Origin of the sequence: Streptomyces alboniger (assembly GCF_008704395.1) — a bacterium.
Lineage (GTDB): Bacteria > Actinomycetota > Actinomycetes > Streptomycetales > Streptomycetaceae > Streptomyces > Streptomyces alboniger.
This window is the reverse complement of record NZ_CP023695.1, coordinates 6,213,732-6,230,485: the sequence shown is the minus strand read 5'-3', so window position 1 is coordinate 6,230,485 and position 16,754 is coordinate 6,213,732. Positions and strand designations below refer to the sequence as shown.

General features: G+C 69.3%; 13 protein-coding genes. 2 read left to right on the top strand and 11 right to left on the bottom strand.

Annotated elements, in window-relative coordinates:
• Positions 1–22 precede the first annotated feature (22 nt).
• The 11 genes from CP975_RS27490 to CP975_RS27435 form a co-directional block, all read right to left on the bottom strand.
• The gene (locus CP975_RS27490; RefSeq protein WP_055530541.1) at positions 23–1,318 is read right to left on the bottom strand and encodes an MFS transporter; all 1,296 of its coding nucleotides are present in this window, start codon (positions 1,316–1,318) and stop codon (positions 23–25) included.
• On the bottom strand, positions 1,318–2,043 hold the full coding sequence (locus CP975_RS27485) for a hypothetical protein (RefSeq protein ID WP_150477454.1): 726 nt from the start codon (positions 2,041–2,043) through the stop codon (positions 1,318–1,320). The genes CP975_RS27490 and CP975_RS27485 overlap by 1 nt, the downstream gene beginning before the upstream one ends.
• 43 nt (positions 2,044–2,086) lie before the next feature.
• A complete protein-coding gene (locus CP975_RS27480; RefSeq protein WP_055530545.1) occupies positions 2,087–3,436 on the bottom strand; it encodes a Gfo/Idh/MocA family protein in 1,350 nt (449 codons plus the stop codon).
• Positions 3,433–5,658, bottom strand: coding sequence for a M20/M25/M40 family metallo-hydrolase (locus CP975_RS35430; protein WP_199782970.1), 2,226 nt, complete (start codon positions 5,656–5,658; stop codon positions 3,433–3,435). The genes CP975_RS27480 and CP975_RS35430 overlap by 4 nt, the downstream gene beginning before the upstream one ends.
• Complete coding sequence (locus tag CP975_RS27465) at positions 5,655–6,773, bottom strand: DegT/DnrJ/EryC1/StrS family aminotransferase (protein WP_150477453.1); 1,119 nt, start codon at positions 6,771–6,773, stop codon at positions 5,655–5,657. The genes CP975_RS35430 and CP975_RS27465 overlap by 4 nt, the downstream gene beginning before the upstream one ends.
• A complete protein-coding gene (locus CP975_RS27460) occupies positions 6,770–7,918 on the bottom strand; it encodes a DegT/DnrJ/EryC1/StrS family aminotransferase (protein ID WP_070321203.1) in 1,149 nt (382 codons plus the stop codon). The genes CP975_RS27465 and CP975_RS27460 overlap by 4 nt, the downstream gene beginning before the upstream one ends.
• Positions 7,912–8,985 carry a Gfo/Idh/MocA family oxidoreductase gene (locus tag CP975_RS27455; protein WP_055530549.1) on the bottom strand — a complete coding sequence of 358 codons (1,074 nt, stop codon included), beginning with the start codon at positions 8,983–8,985 and terminating at the stop codon, positions 7,912–7,914. Before CP975_RS27455 ends, CP975_RS27460 begins: the two co-directional genes overlap by 7 nt.
• Positions 8,982–10,271, bottom strand: a complete 1,290-nt coding sequence (locus tag CP975_RS27450; protein ID WP_055530551.1) for a nucleotide sugar dehydrogenase — start codon at positions 10,269–10,271, stop codon at positions 8,982–8,984. The genes CP975_RS27455 and CP975_RS27450 overlap by 4 nt, the downstream gene beginning before the upstream one ends.
• Positions 10,272–10,451: 180 nt before the next feature.
• The gene (locus CP975_RS27445; RefSeq protein WP_055530553.1) at positions 10,452–11,564 is read right to left on the bottom strand and encodes a GNAT family N-acetyltransferase; all 1,113 of its coding nucleotides are present in this window, start codon (positions 11,562–11,564) and stop codon (positions 10,452–10,454) included.
• Positions 11,565–11,666: 102 nt separating this feature from the next.
• Positions 11,667–12,959 carry a glucarate dehydratase family protein gene (locus CP975_RS27440; protein WP_055530555.1) on the bottom strand — a complete coding sequence of 431 codons (1,293 nt, stop codon included), beginning with the start codon at positions 12,957–12,959 and terminating at the stop codon, positions 11,667–11,669.
• A 50-nt stretch (positions 12,960–13,009) separates the two neighbouring features.
• Positions 13,010–14,455, bottom strand: a complete 1,446-nt coding sequence (locus tag CP975_RS27435; protein WP_055530557.1) for an amino acid permease — start codon at positions 14,453–14,455, stop codon at positions 13,010–13,012.
• A gap of 471 nt (positions 14,456–14,926) precedes the next feature.
• On the opposite strand from CP975_RS27435, the gene CP975_RS27430 reads away from it, so the two are divergent.
• Together CP975_RS27430 and CP975_RS27425 are read left to right on the top strand one after the other, a co-directional pair.
• On the top strand, positions 14,927–15,859 hold the full coding sequence (locus CP975_RS27430) for a YqcI/YcgG family protein (RefSeq protein ID WP_213083948.1): 933 nt from the start codon (positions 14,927–14,929) through the stop codon (positions 15,857–15,859).
• A 119-nt stretch (positions 15,860–15,978) separates the two neighbouring features.
• Positions 15,979–16,749, top strand: coding sequence for an arginase family protein (locus tag CP975_RS27425; RefSeq protein ID WP_246201643.1), 771 nt, complete (start codon positions 15,979–15,981; stop codon positions 16,747–16,749).
• The last annotated feature ends 5 nt before the right edge of the window (positions 16,750–16,754 follow it).

Here is a 16,754-nt window from a genome sequence, read left to right as displayed (position 1 = left end):
CCCCCGTCGCCCGCCTCAGTTGTTAATCCGACCCACAATATGCCAGCGCCTTCTCGGCGCTCCGGGTCCTCGCGGCCCAACGCGTCACAGGAGGTACCGCCAGTCCGGCCGCCACCTGCACGGCGGCCAGGACGGCCCAGGCGAGTGTGCCTCCGTGGATCAACTGGTTGATCAGCAAGGGGCCGATCACCTGCTGGGCACCCACGCTCAGCCAGAAGAGCGCTATGTACGTGGCTTCCTGCCCCTCCCGGGCGAGTTGGTAGGAGATCCCCCACCCGCCGGCCGACTGGAACAGCTCACTCGCCGTGAGGGCGGCAACGCCCAGCACGAGCAGACCTGCCGCAGGTACGACGGAGAACGACGGTGTCGCCGCGAGGAGCAGGCACGCGACCGCCAGGCTGAACCCCGAGACGCGCATGAGCTTCGCCGCCTTGGTGAGGTCGCCTGCGCCCCGGCTCGCGCGTACCTGGAAGAGCACGGCGAGCGCGGTGTTGACCGCGAGCAGCACGGAGACCATCCAACGGGGGGCCGTCGTGGCCGTCGACACCCAGAGCGGCAGTCCCACGGTCAGCAGCGACAGGTGCATGGCCAGCACCACGTTCAGTACCGCGATGGCGAGGAACGGCCGGTCGGTGAGGATGCGGACCGACAGCCTCCGCCCGAGGTGCGAGGGGTCCGTAACCTTGCCCGGCAACAGGGGTATGCGTGCCGCCACCGTGGCCAGCGCCATCAGCAGAGCGCCACCGCAGAGCAGCACGGCCGTATAGGAAGCCCGGGTGTCGAGCGCCAGCGCGACGCTTCCTGAGAGGGCTCCGACCGAGTAGCCGGCGTTGCGCAGGGCTCCCATGACCGCCATGGTCCTCACCCGGTCCGCTTCCGGAACGGCCATGCCCACGAGCGCCTGCACGAGGGGCGCCATGGCCTTGTCGACGCACCCCATCAGGACGGCGACGACAAGGAAGCTCACGAATCCGGGAACGAACGCGTAGACCACCATGCACAGAGCACGCCACACCGCCACGATCACGAGGAGGCGCCGGACACCCCAGCGGTCGGCGAGCATCCCCGTCGGGAGCGTCGTCAGCAGTCCCGCCCCGGCCGCCAGCGCGAGGCCCGTGCTGACCTGGCCGACGGACAACCCCACGGCACCCGTCAGGAACAGAACGGAGACGGAGAGGAACACACCGGTCCCCAGGGCGTCGATCAACGCCATCGCCGTGAGTTGGCGGCCCGCGGTGCCCTGGGGCAGTTTCTCGCGCCATCTGTCCAGCCGGGTACCTTCGCGCGCGGTGTCCTTGTCGCCCTGCCGCACCTTCATCACACCGATCCTTGCCCCTTGCGGCACACCAGCGTACGGCTGCGCTCGCGACGCAACCGGTAGTCCACGTCGATGAGTTGGCACTCGGCTCCCCGCTCGGCCAGTTCCGCCAGAAGGAGGTCGAGTTCCGGGTAGAACCGCCCCGAGGTGTCGGTGAGCGGATGCACCCGTACCTCGTCGCAGACACGCAGCAGTTCGAGCAGGGCAGCGCGATGCCAGTCCCGGTCGAACAGGTTGGCGTACGTGAACAGGAGATTGGGAACGAGACCGAGACGAAACTGCCCCTCACCGAAGGGGAGATCGGGCAGCGCGGCCGGCTGATAGGGCCGGGGGCCTCCGCCGCTCCACGCCCGTTCGTAGTCGTCGAGGAAGGCGGTCGCGGCCGAGCGCCTCATGCCGAGGTAGCCGTCGAGCCCGCCCGCCCAGGAAAGGTCGTAGAGCTGGGGAGCCTCGCGCGCCCGCAGCTCCCCGATGTCCAGCTCGTCCAGCACGCGTCCCCGGAGTTCATCGGGCCGCCGGTCGTAGAGCGGGTCCACGCTCACGACCGACGCGCCGAGCCCGCGTGCCCGCAGGGCGAAGTCGCTCGCCCCCGCGGCGCAGTCGAGAACGGGGCCCGCCAGCACGTCGTTCTCGGTGAGCCCGAACATCTCCAGGTACTCGGAGAAGTCACGCGAAGTGATCATTATCTTGTTCAGCGGTTCGAGCCGCGGTGCGGTGTCCGACATGTCGTCGCCCTTCGTCAAAACTCTGCCGGCCGGCTTCCTGTGCTCAGCCGATCTCTTCTTGCGGACCTTCGACGAAGCGGATCTCGTCGCCCGGCTGGAGGCTGATGTCGCCCGCGGTCCAGAGTCGGTCGGAGTCGATGAGGATGTTGTAGTGGTTCGGGTAATGGCACTCGTCGAACCCCGCGAGGCGGCCTATCAGGCGGTCCGCCCGGCCGGCCTGACGGACCCACACCTCATCACCCCGGCAGAGCATGGCCGGGTCCTGGAACTCGACGAAGCCGAGGAAACCCGCCCGGTCCACCCGGTCGCCCTCGGCGCTGGGGCGGTCGGTCGTGGTCACCAGTTCGTGGATCTGGCCGGCGGGGATGGCGCGGGAGCCCCACGGGGAGAGGGTCATGCCGCGCTTCTCGGTGACGTGGAACAGGAGCCGGACCACCTTGGTGGAGACCGGGTTCTTGGAGGACATGCGAAGCCTGGTGTGCTTCGCCCGTCCGACGCGGTACGCCTCCTCGACGAGGGCGACGATGTCCGGGCCCGGGTCCTGGTAGGCGGCGGACCCGGCGGCGACCGCGCCGCGGAAGTCGGCGAGGATGCCGTCGTACTCGTGGCTGAGCGAGGCCTTGAAGCCGTCGTAACCAGCGAGCATGTCCGCGTGGAGCACCTGGCCGTCGCGCAGCTCGACCGTGACGTCCTTCACCTCACCGGTGTGCAGGGCCCAGTCCAGCTCCACCCGTACGGGAACCCCGTCGGCGCTTTGCAGGTCCAGCTCGGCACAGAACTCCGCGCCCATGCGGACGTCACCGATGCTCGCGTCCGTCAGGGCCAGGTCGCCCACGAGGAAGCGCGCCTCGTCCAGCGCGTTGGGGCCGTTGTCGATGACGCAGCCGCCGCCGCACTGCTCGGGCTGGAGGTACCAGCCCTCACCGCCCATGTGCTCGGTGATGTTCTCGTGGTAGCGGACCACGACGCGGGACAGTTCGGCCGGGTCGTCGGGGAGCCGCTTCTTCAGCGCCACCAGGTTCGTGTTGTAGCGGCGGTGGAAGGCGGTGAAGAGGACACCGTTGTTGCGACGTGCGGCACGGGTCATTCGCGCTGCCTCCGCCGTGGTGACGGCGAGAGGCTTCTCGCAGCAGACGGCGAGCCCGGCGTCGAGCGCGGCTTCCGCCGCCTCGGCGTGCAGGTGATTGGGCAAGGTGATGACGACGGCGTCGCAGACGCCCGCGGCCAGCAGGTCCTGGTAGCGGCCGAAGGCCGCCACCCCTCGCGCGGCGAACGGCTCGGTCTTGGCCGAGGCCGTGTCACAGACGGCCGCGAGCGTCACTTCGCCGGACCGTTCGACGGCCTCGATGAAGAAGGGTGATATCGCGCCGAGACCAATGATTCCGAGCTTCATCGAGACGGTTCCTTCCGCAAGTCTGGGACCTGCCGCCGTTCCCGGCCCACCTCGGCGCCGAAGCGCAGCACGAGGTCGCGGCAGCGGGTCGCGTAGCTTTCCAGGTCCTTCAGATCGACGTGTTCGTCCGGTGTGTGCGCGCCGTTGCCGTCCAGCGTCCCCGGACCCGAGGCGACCACGTACCGGCCCGGCCCCGCGGCCCAGATGGCGTCGCAGGTGAAGGCGGTGCCGTCCGCGACCCCGTCGTGCCGTGGCAGGCCGGCCGCGGCCAGGACGCCTTCCATCACCGGATCCCGGTTCGACAGGGGTGGCAGGCCACGCTTGAGCCAGTCCAGCCGTACGACGCTGTTCCAGTCCGCTGCCAGCCGGCGGACCACCGGATTGTCGGGGAAGCGCCGCCGCAGGTCATCTCCGGCGGCGACGGCCGTCTCCGCCACGGCGAGGGCGAGTTCCTCCGCCGCCGCGGTGTCGTAGTAGGCGATGTTCAGCAGCAACTGGCCGGACCCGTACACCCTGTTGTGCGACGTGCCCGTCCGCAGCCCGGCGACACAGAGCTTCGCCCCGAGCTTCTCCGCCAGCGGCGCGAGCCGTTCGGTGAGGGAACAGGCCAGCAGGGACAGGGCGACGGTGGCGTTGTGCCCGTCGTACGGGTGATCGTCGGTGCTGTCCGCGCCGGCGACCGTCCATCGCGGCGTCATCGCGGCGCTACAGGCGTCGAGGGAACGGCCGTCGGTGGGTTCGGCGAAGACCATGAGCCTGCCCACGACACCGGACTCCACCAGCCACCGGGTCCCGTAGACCCCCATGGCGCCGCCCTCCTCGCCCGGCACGCAGGCTATCTGGACCTCGATGTCCCCGGCGAGGGCCGGATCATGGGCGAACGCGGCGGCGACCCCCAGGAGCGCGGCGACGCCCGGCCCCTTGTCGTCGACCGCTCCCCTGCCGTGCAGGGTGCCGGCATCGAGTCGCGGGGGAACGTGGGGGCCCACGGTGTCCATGTGGAAGTTGAACACCAGGCGCCGTTCGGGGGGCTGGGGTTCTCCCATCCCGACCACCACGGAGGGCTGTGCGTCGAGGAAGCGTTCCGGCGCATCGGCGAGTGCCGTGCGCACCTGGGCGGGTACGCCGGGCAGGTCCAAGAAGTCGGGCGGCGGGGAGCTGAGTTGCCTGAGGGCCAGGCCGCGCCGGGCCGCCCCGGCGACGAAGACGCTCTGGGCACGGACGATGCCCAGCGGGTCGCCGCCTTCGAGGGGAGAGACCGTGTCCTCGCTCATCAGCTCCATGAGCCAGGCAAGGTCGCGGTCGGTGAAGGACACCGGGTCGAGGCCCGGCCCGGCGGGGCCGCCGTCGTGGAAGGGGGTGTGCCCGCCCCGTGAGCGGGAGACCAGTTCCCGGAACCGGCGGCCGTACGCGCTGTAGGCCGAGGCCAGCTTGTCCGGCTCGCCCGTCACCCCCAGATGGGGAATGAGCGCGACGTGCGGCTCGATGCTGTACCACCCCTGGTAGCCGGCCTCCTCCAAGGTGTGTACGCAGTCGAGCACACTCGCCGTGCCCTCGCCGGGCATGCCGAACACGGCGTTGCCCTTTTCGTCCCTGACACCGTCCTTGATGTGCACGTGGTCGATCCACGGCAGGACTTCCCGGAGGAACGGCAGCGTTTCGTACCCGTAAGCGAGCCCGTTGCCCGTGTCGAACAGCAGGCGCAGCGCGGGACTGTCGACCTCGGTGATCAGCTCGACCGTGTGCGGCGCGCTGCGGCTCGCCCAGCCGTGGCAGTTCTCATGCAGCAGTACGGCACCGGAGTCGGCCGCCCTGCGGGTCAGTTCCCGCATGCGGCGCAGCGCCTCGGCCCGCCACTGCGGCTCGTCCAGATCGGTGTTGGGGTAGGACATCACCCGCAGCCGGGAGCAGCCGAGCAGCTCGGCCCGCCGCAAGGCCCGCTCCAGCAGGTCGAGTTCCTCGGTGAAGTCGACGGAGATGTCGACCGCCCAGCTTCCCAGCGGTGTGTCCAGGACGGGGACCTCCAGTCCGGCCTCACCCAGCCGGTCGGACATGGCCCGCACGGTGTCCTCGGGCAGGTCGTGAAGGCCCACTCCGTCGACCGTGCGCAGCTCCAGACCCGTGAATCCCAGCGCGCGGTGGACGCGTATCTGCCCGGCGAGATCGGCGGCCGCCTCGTCGCCGATACCGCAGAGCCGTCCGCTCCCGATCCCGCCGCTCATCGGGTGGCGCCGAACTCGGCGACGAGGTCCGCGACCCGGCCGACGGTCTCCATGGACAGCCCCGGGTACAGCGGCAGGACCAGCGTCTCGGCCGCGAGCCGCTCGGCGACCGGGTACTCCCCCGTGATCACGGCGAGCTGCCGTACGGACGGGTCCCTGTGCAGGGCGACGGGCCGGGGGCGGGCCGTTTCCACGGAGCGCGCCGCGAGGTGGTGCTGTAGCGCGTCCCTTCGCGCGGTACGGATCAGGAATCCGTCCGCGGCGGCGCTGCGGCCCTCGGAGACGATCCGCACGTCCTGGAGCGGGCGGAGGCTGTCGGCGTACCGTCCGGCCAGCGACGCCTGCTCCTCGTGCAGGGGGTCGAGTTCCGGCAGGCGGCGCAGCAGGAACGCGGCACACAGCTCGTCCATGCGCGAGTTGTAGCCGATGTGGTGGTAGAGGAAGCGGGTCCGCAGGTCCTGGCCGTGGTTGCGCAACGTACGGCACAGCTCGCTGACGCGGCTGTCATCGGTGAGGATCACGGCCGCGTCGCCGATGCCGCCGAGCACGCCTTCCGGCCGCAGGGCGAGGACTCGTGTGACGTTGTCGGCCACCGGGCTCACCCGCGTCTCGCTCCGGGTACCGAGCAGTTCGATCACGGGGACCCCGAGCCGGCCGGCCAGGTCGAGCAGGGGGCGGCCCGCGGCGATGGTCAGCACTGCGCGCGTGGCCGGGGAGCAGGCGTTCTCGGCGAGAGCGGCGTTGAGGGCGCCGTCGTCCTCTTCGACGTCGACAAGCACCGGGCGGGCCCCCGCCGACCCCACCGCGCTGAGTACCGGCCATTCCGCCCATGCGGGCACCAGGACCTCGTCACCGGGCCCGATGCCCAGTGCGCGGAGCACCAGGAGCAGTCCGCCCGTCGTGTTGGCACAGGCCACGGCGTGTGCCGCTCCGAGGCGGGCCGCGAGGCCGGTCTCGACCGCCGCGACGCGGGACTTCAGGATGAACTCGTCGCCGCCCGCGATCTCCTCGACCACCTCGACGATGTCGTCGGCAAGCAGCGCGTACCGCTGGGCCGTTCCGTGCAGCGGTACGGACATGGCTCTCTCCTCGGTGGGTGTCGTTGCCTTCGTCATCGCCGGGTTCCGCGGTGGAACTCGTGCACGAGGTCACAGACCCTGTCGACCTGGGCCTCGGTGAGGTCGGGGTAGAGCGGCAGTGCCAGGGCCCGCTCGGCGGCGGCTTCGGCGACGGGGACGGGGACGGGGACCCTGGTCCCGGGCCGGCCCTGGAAGCAGGGCTGGGCGGTCAGCGGGCGCGGATAGTACGTCTCCGTGCCGACGCCGTTCTCCTGGAGGAAGCCGACCAGTTCGTCCCGGCGCTCGGTCTCGATCAGGTACACGTACCAGACGAGGTTGGACGGTTCCCGCGCGTCCGCCCGTGCGGGTGTGGTGACGACGGGGGCGAGCGGAGCGAGTCGGGCGGTGTAGCGCTCGGACAGTTCGGCTCGGCGCGAGATGTCCGCGTCGAGGCTCCGGAGCCGGGTGAGGAGCACCGCGGCCTGGAGTTCGTCGCAGCGGCTGTCCATGCCGGTCAGCGTGTGCCCGTCACCCCGACCTGCGGAGCCGGGCCGGCGGAGGTGTGTTGCCCGCTGGGCCAGCTGCTCGTCGTCGGTGATCAGCATCCCGGCGTCGCCGAGAGCGCCCAGGGTCTTGGTGGGGAAGAAGGAGAGCACGCCCGCGCGGCCCCAGAGTCCGGCGTGCGTGTCCCCGACGCGCATCCCGATCGCTTCCGCGCTGTCCTCGAAGAAGTCGAGGCCGTACTCGTACGCGATCTCGCGAAGCGTGTGCAGGTCCGCGGCCTGGTGGAAGAGGTGCACAGCCATGATGGCCTTGGTGTTCGGGCCGATCGCCGCCCTGACGGAGTCGGGGTCCAGGGCGTAGGAATCGGGGAGCACGTCCGCGAAGACCGGCTCGGCGCCCGCATGCACGACGCAGGAGGCGGTGGCGAGGAAGGTGTAGGCCGGCACGATCACCTCGTCGCCCGCACCGATTCCCGCCGCCTTCATCATCAGGATCAGGGCGTCGGAGGCGTTGTTGCAGGCGACGGCGTACCGGGCTTCGGTGTACGCGCTGACGGCCTGCTCCAGTTCGGCGACGGCGGGGCCGTCGACGAAGCGGCCCGATTCCGCGATCCGCCGGACTCGGGCGGCGAGCCCCTCGCGTGCCTCGTGCAGGCCGACGGCACCCGAAAAGAACGGGATGCTCGGGTCCTTCAGCATGATTCAGCCTCTCTCGACCTGTGCGGGACAGGGGTTTCCATGGCGGCGCCCCGGGCGTGCGCCGCGGCCTTCGCGGCGTCCAGCAGATCCATCGCGGCCAGGTGCAGGGCCGGGTCCGTGCCCGGCGGTCGCGGACCTTCGCCCAGGTGGAACCGGTACGCGTCCTCGATCAGCCGTGTCAGGGGGGCGTCGGGGATGATGCGCCGTGACTCCTCGCCCACTACCTGGAGCTGGCCGTACGGGTCGTCCCCGCCCGTGGGGTAGTGCGCCACGATCTCGCCCTCGGTCCCCGTCAGCCGGAGGCGGCGCATACGGACCGGTGACGTCAGGTCGCTCACCAGCGTGCTGGTGACCTCTGCGTCCTCGGGGCCGCCGTGCACGAGGCCGATCCGGGCCCCGCCGAGCGCCGGTACCAGGGCGTCGGGCAGCGGCAGGGGCCAGACGTCGCCGGCCGTCAGCCGACAGGGCGTGCCGCACAAATAGAGCGCGAGCAGGACTTGATGGGGCATCTCGATCTGTAGGGCGCTGCTGTGGGCGGCGTCGTCGAGGCCGCGCCGGAAGCGCGGCTTGTGCTGCTCGATCCGCAGGGAGCGCGGCCGTCCGACGCGCCCGGCACGCAGCATCCCGACGACCTCCTGTGTCACCGCGCTCGACGGCCACACGCTCATGGGAATGAGCTGGGCGCCCGCGGAGTCGGCCAGCGCGAGCAGTTGACGCGCCTCGTGCGCGCTCGGTGCCAGGGGCTTCTCGACGATGAACCGCCGGGCGCCCGCGGCCAGTAGCTGTCGCAGGGCGTGCAGGCGTTGACCGGCCGGCATGGTCAGGTGGAACACGCCGCGGTCCGGTTCAGGCAGCGCGGCGACGGCGGCCGCGAGATCCGGTGCCCACCGGGCATCGTGCGGCAGGTCGTCGCGGCGTACCGGATCCACCACGAGGACCTGCCCGGTGGCGAGGGCGCCCTCCTCGGCGAGGGTCCGCAAGCTGTGATGGTGCAGGTCACGGCCGGCGCGGCCGTAGCCCACGAGCACGGGCACCAGTGGGGGGCGGCCCGGATGGCGCACCTTCACAGGTGAAACACCCCGTCGCCCACGACCGCTCTGTTCCAGGCGTCAAGCACCAGCGGTGCGGCGTACCACAGGGGGCGGTGGGTGAACTCGTCGTGGAGCGTGGTCAGTACGAGGCAGTCGTGCTCCAGGACGACCGAGCGCTCCCATCCCACGCGCGGCACGGGTTCGCCGTCGGCGGTGAACTCGGTGACGTACGGGTCCACGTAGCTGACCTCGGCGCCTTGGCGCCGCAGTTCCCTCGCGATGTCCCGCGCCGGGGAGTTGCGGGTGTCGGACACCTCGGGTTTGTAGGAGACGCCGACGATCAGGACCTTGCTGCCGTACAGCTTCTTTCCGGCGTCGTTGAGGAGTTGTTCCGTCCGGTCGACGACCTGCTGGGGGCGGTGCAGCATGCGCCGGTGGGCCGTGTCGATCAGGGGGACCTCGCGGCCGTGTTTCGCGGCCACCGACTTGAGGAAGAGCGGGTCGACGGCGATGCATTCGCCGCCGATGCCGGGTCCGGGGTGGTGCGCGAGGAAGCCGTACGGTTTCGTCGCCGCGGCGTCGATCACCTCGCGGACGGGGATGCCGAGGCTCTTGCACAGGTCGGCCAGGTCGTAGGTGAGGGCGATGTTGACCAGCCGGAAGGTGTTCTCGAAGACTTTGGCCGTCTCGGCGATCTCCAGGGTCTTCACCGGTACGACGGTCTGGCACACCGATTCCAGCAGCTGCCGGGCCTGACGCGTGCTCTCCTCGTTCAGTCCGCCGACCAGCTTGGGCGTGTTGGCCAGGGTCCAGCCGTCACGGTTGGCCGGATTGATCCGCTCGGGGGCGTTGGCCACGAAGAAGTCGGTTCCGGCGGTGAGGCCCGACTTCTCGGCGAGGAACGCGGCCGCCGCGGCGGTGGTCCCCGGCGGGACGGTGGACTGAAGGATGACCAGCATCCCGGGCCGCAGCAGGTCGGCCAGCGTGTCCAGGGCTCCCTGGAGGATGCTCAGGTCGGGTTCGCCCTCGGGCCCGACCGGCGTGGGGACGCAGACGACGATCGCGTCCGTCTCCGCGAGGTCCGCGCTGCTACCGGTCGCGGAGAGGGTTCCGGACGTCGCGGCCACGCTGTCGTCCGGGATGTCGGTGAGGTAGGACTTGCCCGCGTGCAGCGCCGCGAGCTTGTCGCCGTCGATGTCGTAACCGGTGACCGGATGGCCGGCCTCGGCGAAGCCGATCGCCATGGGCAGGCCGGTGTAACCGAGACCCATGATGCCGACACGCTTGCGCCTGCTCGGCAGGGTGGGACTGCTCTGCGTCATCTTTCCCCCGTGATGAGGATGCGGAATGGTGGCTGTGCGGGGACCGTGGGGCGATCCGCGACCGGGTGCCGGCCCCCTCGCCGTGATCCCGCTCGGAGCCGGCTGGGGCGTGTCCGCATAGTCCCGTCGTTCGCCCGCAGGGCGGGCGTCGCGACGCAGGCGGGACTCTGCGGACACGCCCTAGGGCGTGTCCGGCGGAGTGCCGTCGACGAGCGCGTGGAAGCGTTCGCGGTTGGCCGGGTCGAGACGGGAGAAGGTCTCGGCGAGTTCGCCGTGGACGCCTTTGTCCAGGAAGCGGGCGTAGACGAGGCCGTCCTCGTACTGACAGCCACGGAGTGTCTTGACCCGGTGCGCCGATTTGCCGAAGTGCACCCGTTCGCAGCCGAGTTCGATGGCACGCTTGAGGGGCTCGACGTAGCCCACGTTGATGTAGATCCGGGAGTCGTCCGACACGTCGTCGTCGCGTCCGTAGCGCAGGACGTGCAGCGTGCCGTGGCCGTACATGCTCATCGAATAGCCGATGAGGTCCCGGCCGGAGCGCACGCCGATGAAGCTGCGGTCCCGCACCTGCCGTTCGAAGCGCTCGAAGGACTCGCGGGTGAACTCCACCGCCGGCCTGCCGTACCGCTCCATCAGGGCGCGGTGCTGGTCCGCGAGCACGGCGGCGTCCGGGCCCAGCTCCGCGATGTCCACCGCTTCGAGGCCGCTGAGTTCGAAGTGGTTGATGTCGTTGCGGAAGCGTTTGCGCGGGCCGCGGGGCAGACCGGCGGTGAGGAACTCGTCGATGTCACCGCCGGAGACCGGGAGGTAGAAGTCTCCCTCGTAGAAGGCGGAGGCGAAGCCTGCCTCGGTCAGGCTCTCGCAGAGGTTCTTGTCCGAGCCGAGCACGAACGGCAGGACGACGGCTTCGAGCCCCGCCTGCCCGGCCCACTCCACGATCTCCTCCAGGAAGTCCGCGATCGCCGACGGCCGCGTGGCGAAGACGCGGGAACGCAGCCTGACCGGGACGCCCACGACGAGATGCGAGGTCCACCGTGCGAACGTCCCCGCGGTGCCGGCACCGGCGAAGTCGTCGAGGTGGAAGGTGAGCGGGATCGATTCGCGGTACACGTGCCCGGTGGTGAACCCCGTCAGCTTCCCGCTGCTGTCCCGCGTGGAGAAGTAGAGCACCCGGGCGCGGGAGCCGTGCTCTTCCTCGACGAACGAGAGGTACTGCTTCCCGAAGAGACAGTCGGCGGCGATCTCGTCCAGCTCCTGCTCGGAGAAGTCCTCGATCGACTCTGTAACACGCATTCTCAGCCATCTCTCTGTCGCGGAGGGTTGCCTCCGCGGTGATCGGGTCGTTCGGCCTTGCGGCTCGTCGTCAGCTCGCGCCCGCGCCCGGGCCGGGGCCGGTCAGAGGCTGGTGAACCTCGGCGTCTCGCCCGTCCACTCGGGGTGCACGGCCTTCATCGGGGTGACGTCGTCGCGGGTGCGGACACCGCACTTCACCCACTGCTCGTGCAGCCGGGCGACGGCGTCCTCGTCCAGCTCCACCCCGAGGCCCGGGCCGTCGGGGACGCGGACCGCGCCGTTCTCGAAGCCCAGCGTGCCGGGCACGATGATCTCCTCGGTCTGCCAGGGGGTGTGCGTATCGCAGGAGTACGCGAGGCTGCGGGAGACCGCACCGAAGTGGGTCATGGCCGCCAGGCTGATGCCCAGGTGCGTGTTGGAGTGCATCGACAGGGACAGTCCGAAGGTCTGGCAGAGCCCGTCCAGCACCTGCGACTGGCGCATGCCGCCCCAGAAGTGGTGGTCGGAGAGGATGACCTGCGGCGCTCCCTCACGTACGGCCTCGGGGATGTCCTCGAAGGCGGTGACGCACATGTTGGTCGCCAGCGGCATCGACACCTTGCGGGCGACCTCCGCCATGGCCGGAGTTCCCCCGACCGGGTCCTCCAGGTATTCCAGGGCGCCTTCGAGCCGCTGTCCGACCTCGACGGCCACGTCGACGGTCCACGCCGCGTTGGGGTCGATACGGATCGGGTAGTCGGGGAAGGCGTCGTGCAGCGCCAGGACGGTGTCGATCTCGATGCCGGGGCGGAGCACTCCGCCCTTGAGCTTCAGCGAGGTGAATCCGTACGTCTCCACCATGCGCCGCGCCTGCGCCACCATCGCGTCAGGGGTCAGGGCCTCCCCCCACGAGTCGGCCGGGTAGGGGGCGTCGGGGTGCTCGGCCCACTTGTAGAAAAGGTAGGCGCTGTACGGGACGGCGTCCCGGACCTTGCCGCCGAGCAGATCGTGCAGGGGGCGGCCGAGGGCCTTCCCCTGGATGTCGAGGCAGGCGACCTCGAAGGCGGAGAAGACGGCGGCCTTCGTCTTGCTGGAGGCCGCACCCGCCATCGGATAGCCGGCGCCCACCGGGACCTCGTTGGCGCTGTCGCCGGCGAGTTCCTCCATCACCTCGGTCACGGTGGCCATGAGCAGGTTGGTGGCGAACGGGTCCGTGCCCGGCAGCTTCCGTGCCACCGCGCGAAGCCAGACCAGCATCTGGTCGTCGCCGTAGGTCTCGCCGAGTCCGGTCAGTCCCTCGTCGGTGCGCACCTGGATGACGGACCTGAGCGCGTGGGTCTGGTGGACGCCCTCGGAATTGAGCAGCGGGGGGTCCTGGACGGCAATGGGCGTGATTTCTACGGACGTTATCAACATGTCGGGGGTCACTTCCGATCGACGGGAGGCCGACGCAGGCCGGGCGGAGGTCAGTTCTGTGGTGCGCTGGTGGTCAGGTCCGCGGGCAGGGCCTCGGCGGTACCGGGCTCGTCCGGCGTGTCCGTGCGCCGGGCGCGGAGGACCGCGTAGCCGACGACGAGGAGCACCACCCACACGCCCATGACGTACAGGGCCAGGCGGGTGTCGGAGTTCCAGCTGATCAGCACCGTGACGAAGGCGAAGCACGCGAGGGCGAGCCAGTTGGTGTACGGGGCGCCCGGCATGCGGTACGGGGACGCGGCCACGCGTCCTTCGTTCACGGCACGGCGGTAGCGCATGTGCGTGACGAGGATGATGCTCCACACGAGGATGGCTCCGCCGGTGGAGACGCTCGTGATGTAGAGGAAGGCGTGCTCCGGGTCGAGGGCGTTCACGCCGACACCCAGTGCCATGACGGCCGAGGAGACCGCCAGTGCCGCCCGGGGAACGCCTTGCTCGCTGAGCCGGGCCAGCCCACGGGGGGCGTGGCCGTTCAGGGCCGCGGTGCGCAGCATGCGGGCGGTGGCGTAGAGGCCTCCGGCGTTGCACGAGGAGAGCGCCGAGGTGAGGACTACGAAATTGACGATGCCGGCGGCAGCGGGGATGCCGATCTTGGCGAACGCCGCCACGAAGGGGCTGGTGCCGGGCTGGAACTCACTCCAGCTCACCACGGAGAGGATGACGAGCAGCGAGCCCAGGTAGAACAGACCGAACCGGATCGGCAGCGTGTTGATGGCCCGGGGGATGTTCTTCTCGGGGTCCTTGGTCTCGCCGGCGGTGACACCCACCAGTTCGACGCCCAGATAGGCGAAGAGCACGATCTGAAGGGTCATCAGGGAGTTCCACGCCCCGTGGGGGGCGATCCCGCCGTCCGCCCACAGGTGGGTGACGGAAGCGGTGTCCCCCGCGTCGCTGAAGCCGAGGGTCAGTACGCCCAGGCCGATCAGGATCATGCCGAGGATGGCGGTGACCTTGATCATGGCGAACCAGAACTCCAGCTCGCCGAAGACCTTGACCGAGATCAGGTTGGCGCCCGCGAGGACCACCAGGGCGATGAGGGCGGTCTTCCACTGGTCGAAGCCGGGCGCCCAGTAGTGCACGAACTGGCCGGCCGCGGTGATCTCCGCCATCCCCGTGGTCACCCACATGATCCAGTACGTCCAGGCCGTGGCATATCCCCAGAAGGGCCCGAGGAACTCACGCGCGTAGTCGGCGAAGCTCCCGGTCACCCGGCGGTACAACAGGAGTTCGCCGAGGGCCCGGACCACGAGGAAGAGCACGGCGCCCGCGATGGCGTACCAGATGATCAGGCTCGAACCTGCCTGGGAAATAGCGGTGCCGGCCCCCAGGAAGAGTCCCGTGCCGATCGTTCCGCCGATCGCGATCATCTGCATCTGGCGGGTGCCGAGGCTGCGCTTGTAACCGCCTTGGGCGGCTGCGCCCTGTGGCTTCTTCATGCTTCTACTGTCCTCAAGGTGTTCGTGTGAGGTATCAGACCGGAGTCGGATGTCAGCGACGTCAACAGAAATAACTGGCTTCTACGTTCGCCATCGAACCGGAAGAAGCCACAAGAAATGACCGGCCTAATTGCCCCCCATGCATGAAGCAAGCAAGAAACCAGATTTCCCACCACAAGCCATTTGAGCTGCGGAGGGTCCGGCCGACCTGCGCGCCGAAGGGATGCTGCCAATGATCAACATCGCTCGTCAAGAGGCAACTGTTTGCCGTTCTACCACCGCAACAACCGGCAAACATTTGCCGGTTGGGCGCCCCGCGCTCCCTTGCCGGGCGGCAGGCGCAAAGCCTTGACATGCATGATCATCGTTGGGCAGCATCCTGCCGGTGAGGGGGTCAGGATTACCTTGACAGCCCATCGGATCCGGAACTAATTTCCCAGCGTTCCTCAGAGCGTAGGCCGAGGAACCACCGTGATCAGGCGACGTATCGCACTCTCGCCTGCTTCTCCTTCGCTGTCTCGCTCGGCTGGTACAGCCCGGGTCACTGGACGTCGTATCTCACAGCCATTCACCCCGAGATCTCATCCTTGGCGCGCTCAGGGCAATCCGCCGGAGGCGCCTGAAGCGATAGCCATCGAGGAATGGAAGCCTCAGTTGAGTGAGTCGGAAAAGAACACCAAACTCATCACACACACGCATGTCAGCGAAAGGGCGACCGGTTGGCACCGTGCGGCCTTCGAAGACATCGCCGACCGGTTGACCGATTCCGGATTCCCCTGCGTATTCTCACGGAACGCATTCCGCAAGAAGCTCCTGAGGTTCATCTTCGTGGAGAACAGCGAGCGAAGCGGCCTGGAGCACCTGGCGGCCGGCCTCAAGGAGTACGTTGAAATCTCCAGGGAGTGGGACGGCCAACTGGACACCGCCTATCCCCTGGCAGTCGCATTCTCACAGGACGCCGTAAAGGCACAGACCGTCGAGGAATACCACGCCTTCGGCTGGAAGGTACTCCAGGAGCTGCACGACCTGGACCCGGGCCCGTGGCCGGACGAGGTCGGAAAGGACCCGGACGCCGACGGCTGGTCCATGTGCTTCGATTCGATGCCCCTCTTCTGCAACATGAGCAGCCCGGCGCACACGGCACGCCGGAGCCGCAACCTGGGCGAGTACTTCTTCCTCATCGTCAACCCGCGCGAACGCTTCGACGTATTCGCCGGTGAGACACCGAGCGGACGCAAGGTCCGCGCCAACATCCGCAACCGGATCGCCCGCTACGACTCCATGCCGCACGCGATGCAACTGGGTTCGTACGGCGCCGGCGCACTCGAGTGGTACCAGTACGGCCTCATCGAGGAGAACGCCCCGCGGTCGGACGAGTGTCCTTTCAAGTTCCGGGGCGCCTGACCCCCCGGGTCACGCTCCCGGCAATGGCCGGGTCCTGCACATCCCTCCACACGTAAAGAGGTTCAGCGATGATCGACCTTATTGTTTCCCAGGGGCGCGTAGCGGACAGAGTTCCGCGCATGATCGAGGGCGCGGCGCGCCTCGCACGGGAAATGGAACAGCGCTACGGACTCAAGGGCGAATTCATCGGAACGCCCGCTCCGCCCGCCCAGGACGACTGGCGCGACAGCCTTCCGCAGGCCAAGGAGACGCTCGACGGCCTCGCCCGGGCGGTCACTTCGAGCATCGAGGACGACAGGCTGCCGGTCCTGGTCTCGAACACCTGCTCAGCGAGTCTGGCGACCCTGCCGGTCATCGCCCGTAAGACCCCCGAGGCCGTCGTCCTCTACATCGACGGGCACGGTGACTTCAACACGCCCGACACCACCGACACGGGCTACCTGGGCGGCATGGTGCTCTCGGGTGCGTGCGGGCTCTGGGACAGCGGCCACGGCGGCGGACTCAACCCGAAGCAGGCGGTTCTGGTCGGGTCGCGCGACATCGACGCGGGCGAGCGTGAACTGCTGCGGACGGCGGGCGTCCGGGTCATACCGCCGAAGGAGGCCACGGCGGAGAACGTCCTGAAGGCGGTCGGCGGGGCGCCCGTGTGGATCCACATCGACTGGGACGTACTCGAACCCGGTTCGGTACCGGCCGACTACACCGTTCCGGATGGCATGCTGCCGTCGCAGATCCGCGCCATCTTCGAAGCGATCCCGCTGTCGCAGCTCGCCGGGGTCGAACTGGCGGAGTTCAACGCCCCGATGGACGACGAAAGCAGCGAAGAAGCGGTTTCCATCATCCTCGACATGGTCGCGCCCGTCTTCGACGCCGCCGCCGCACGCGACTGACCCCC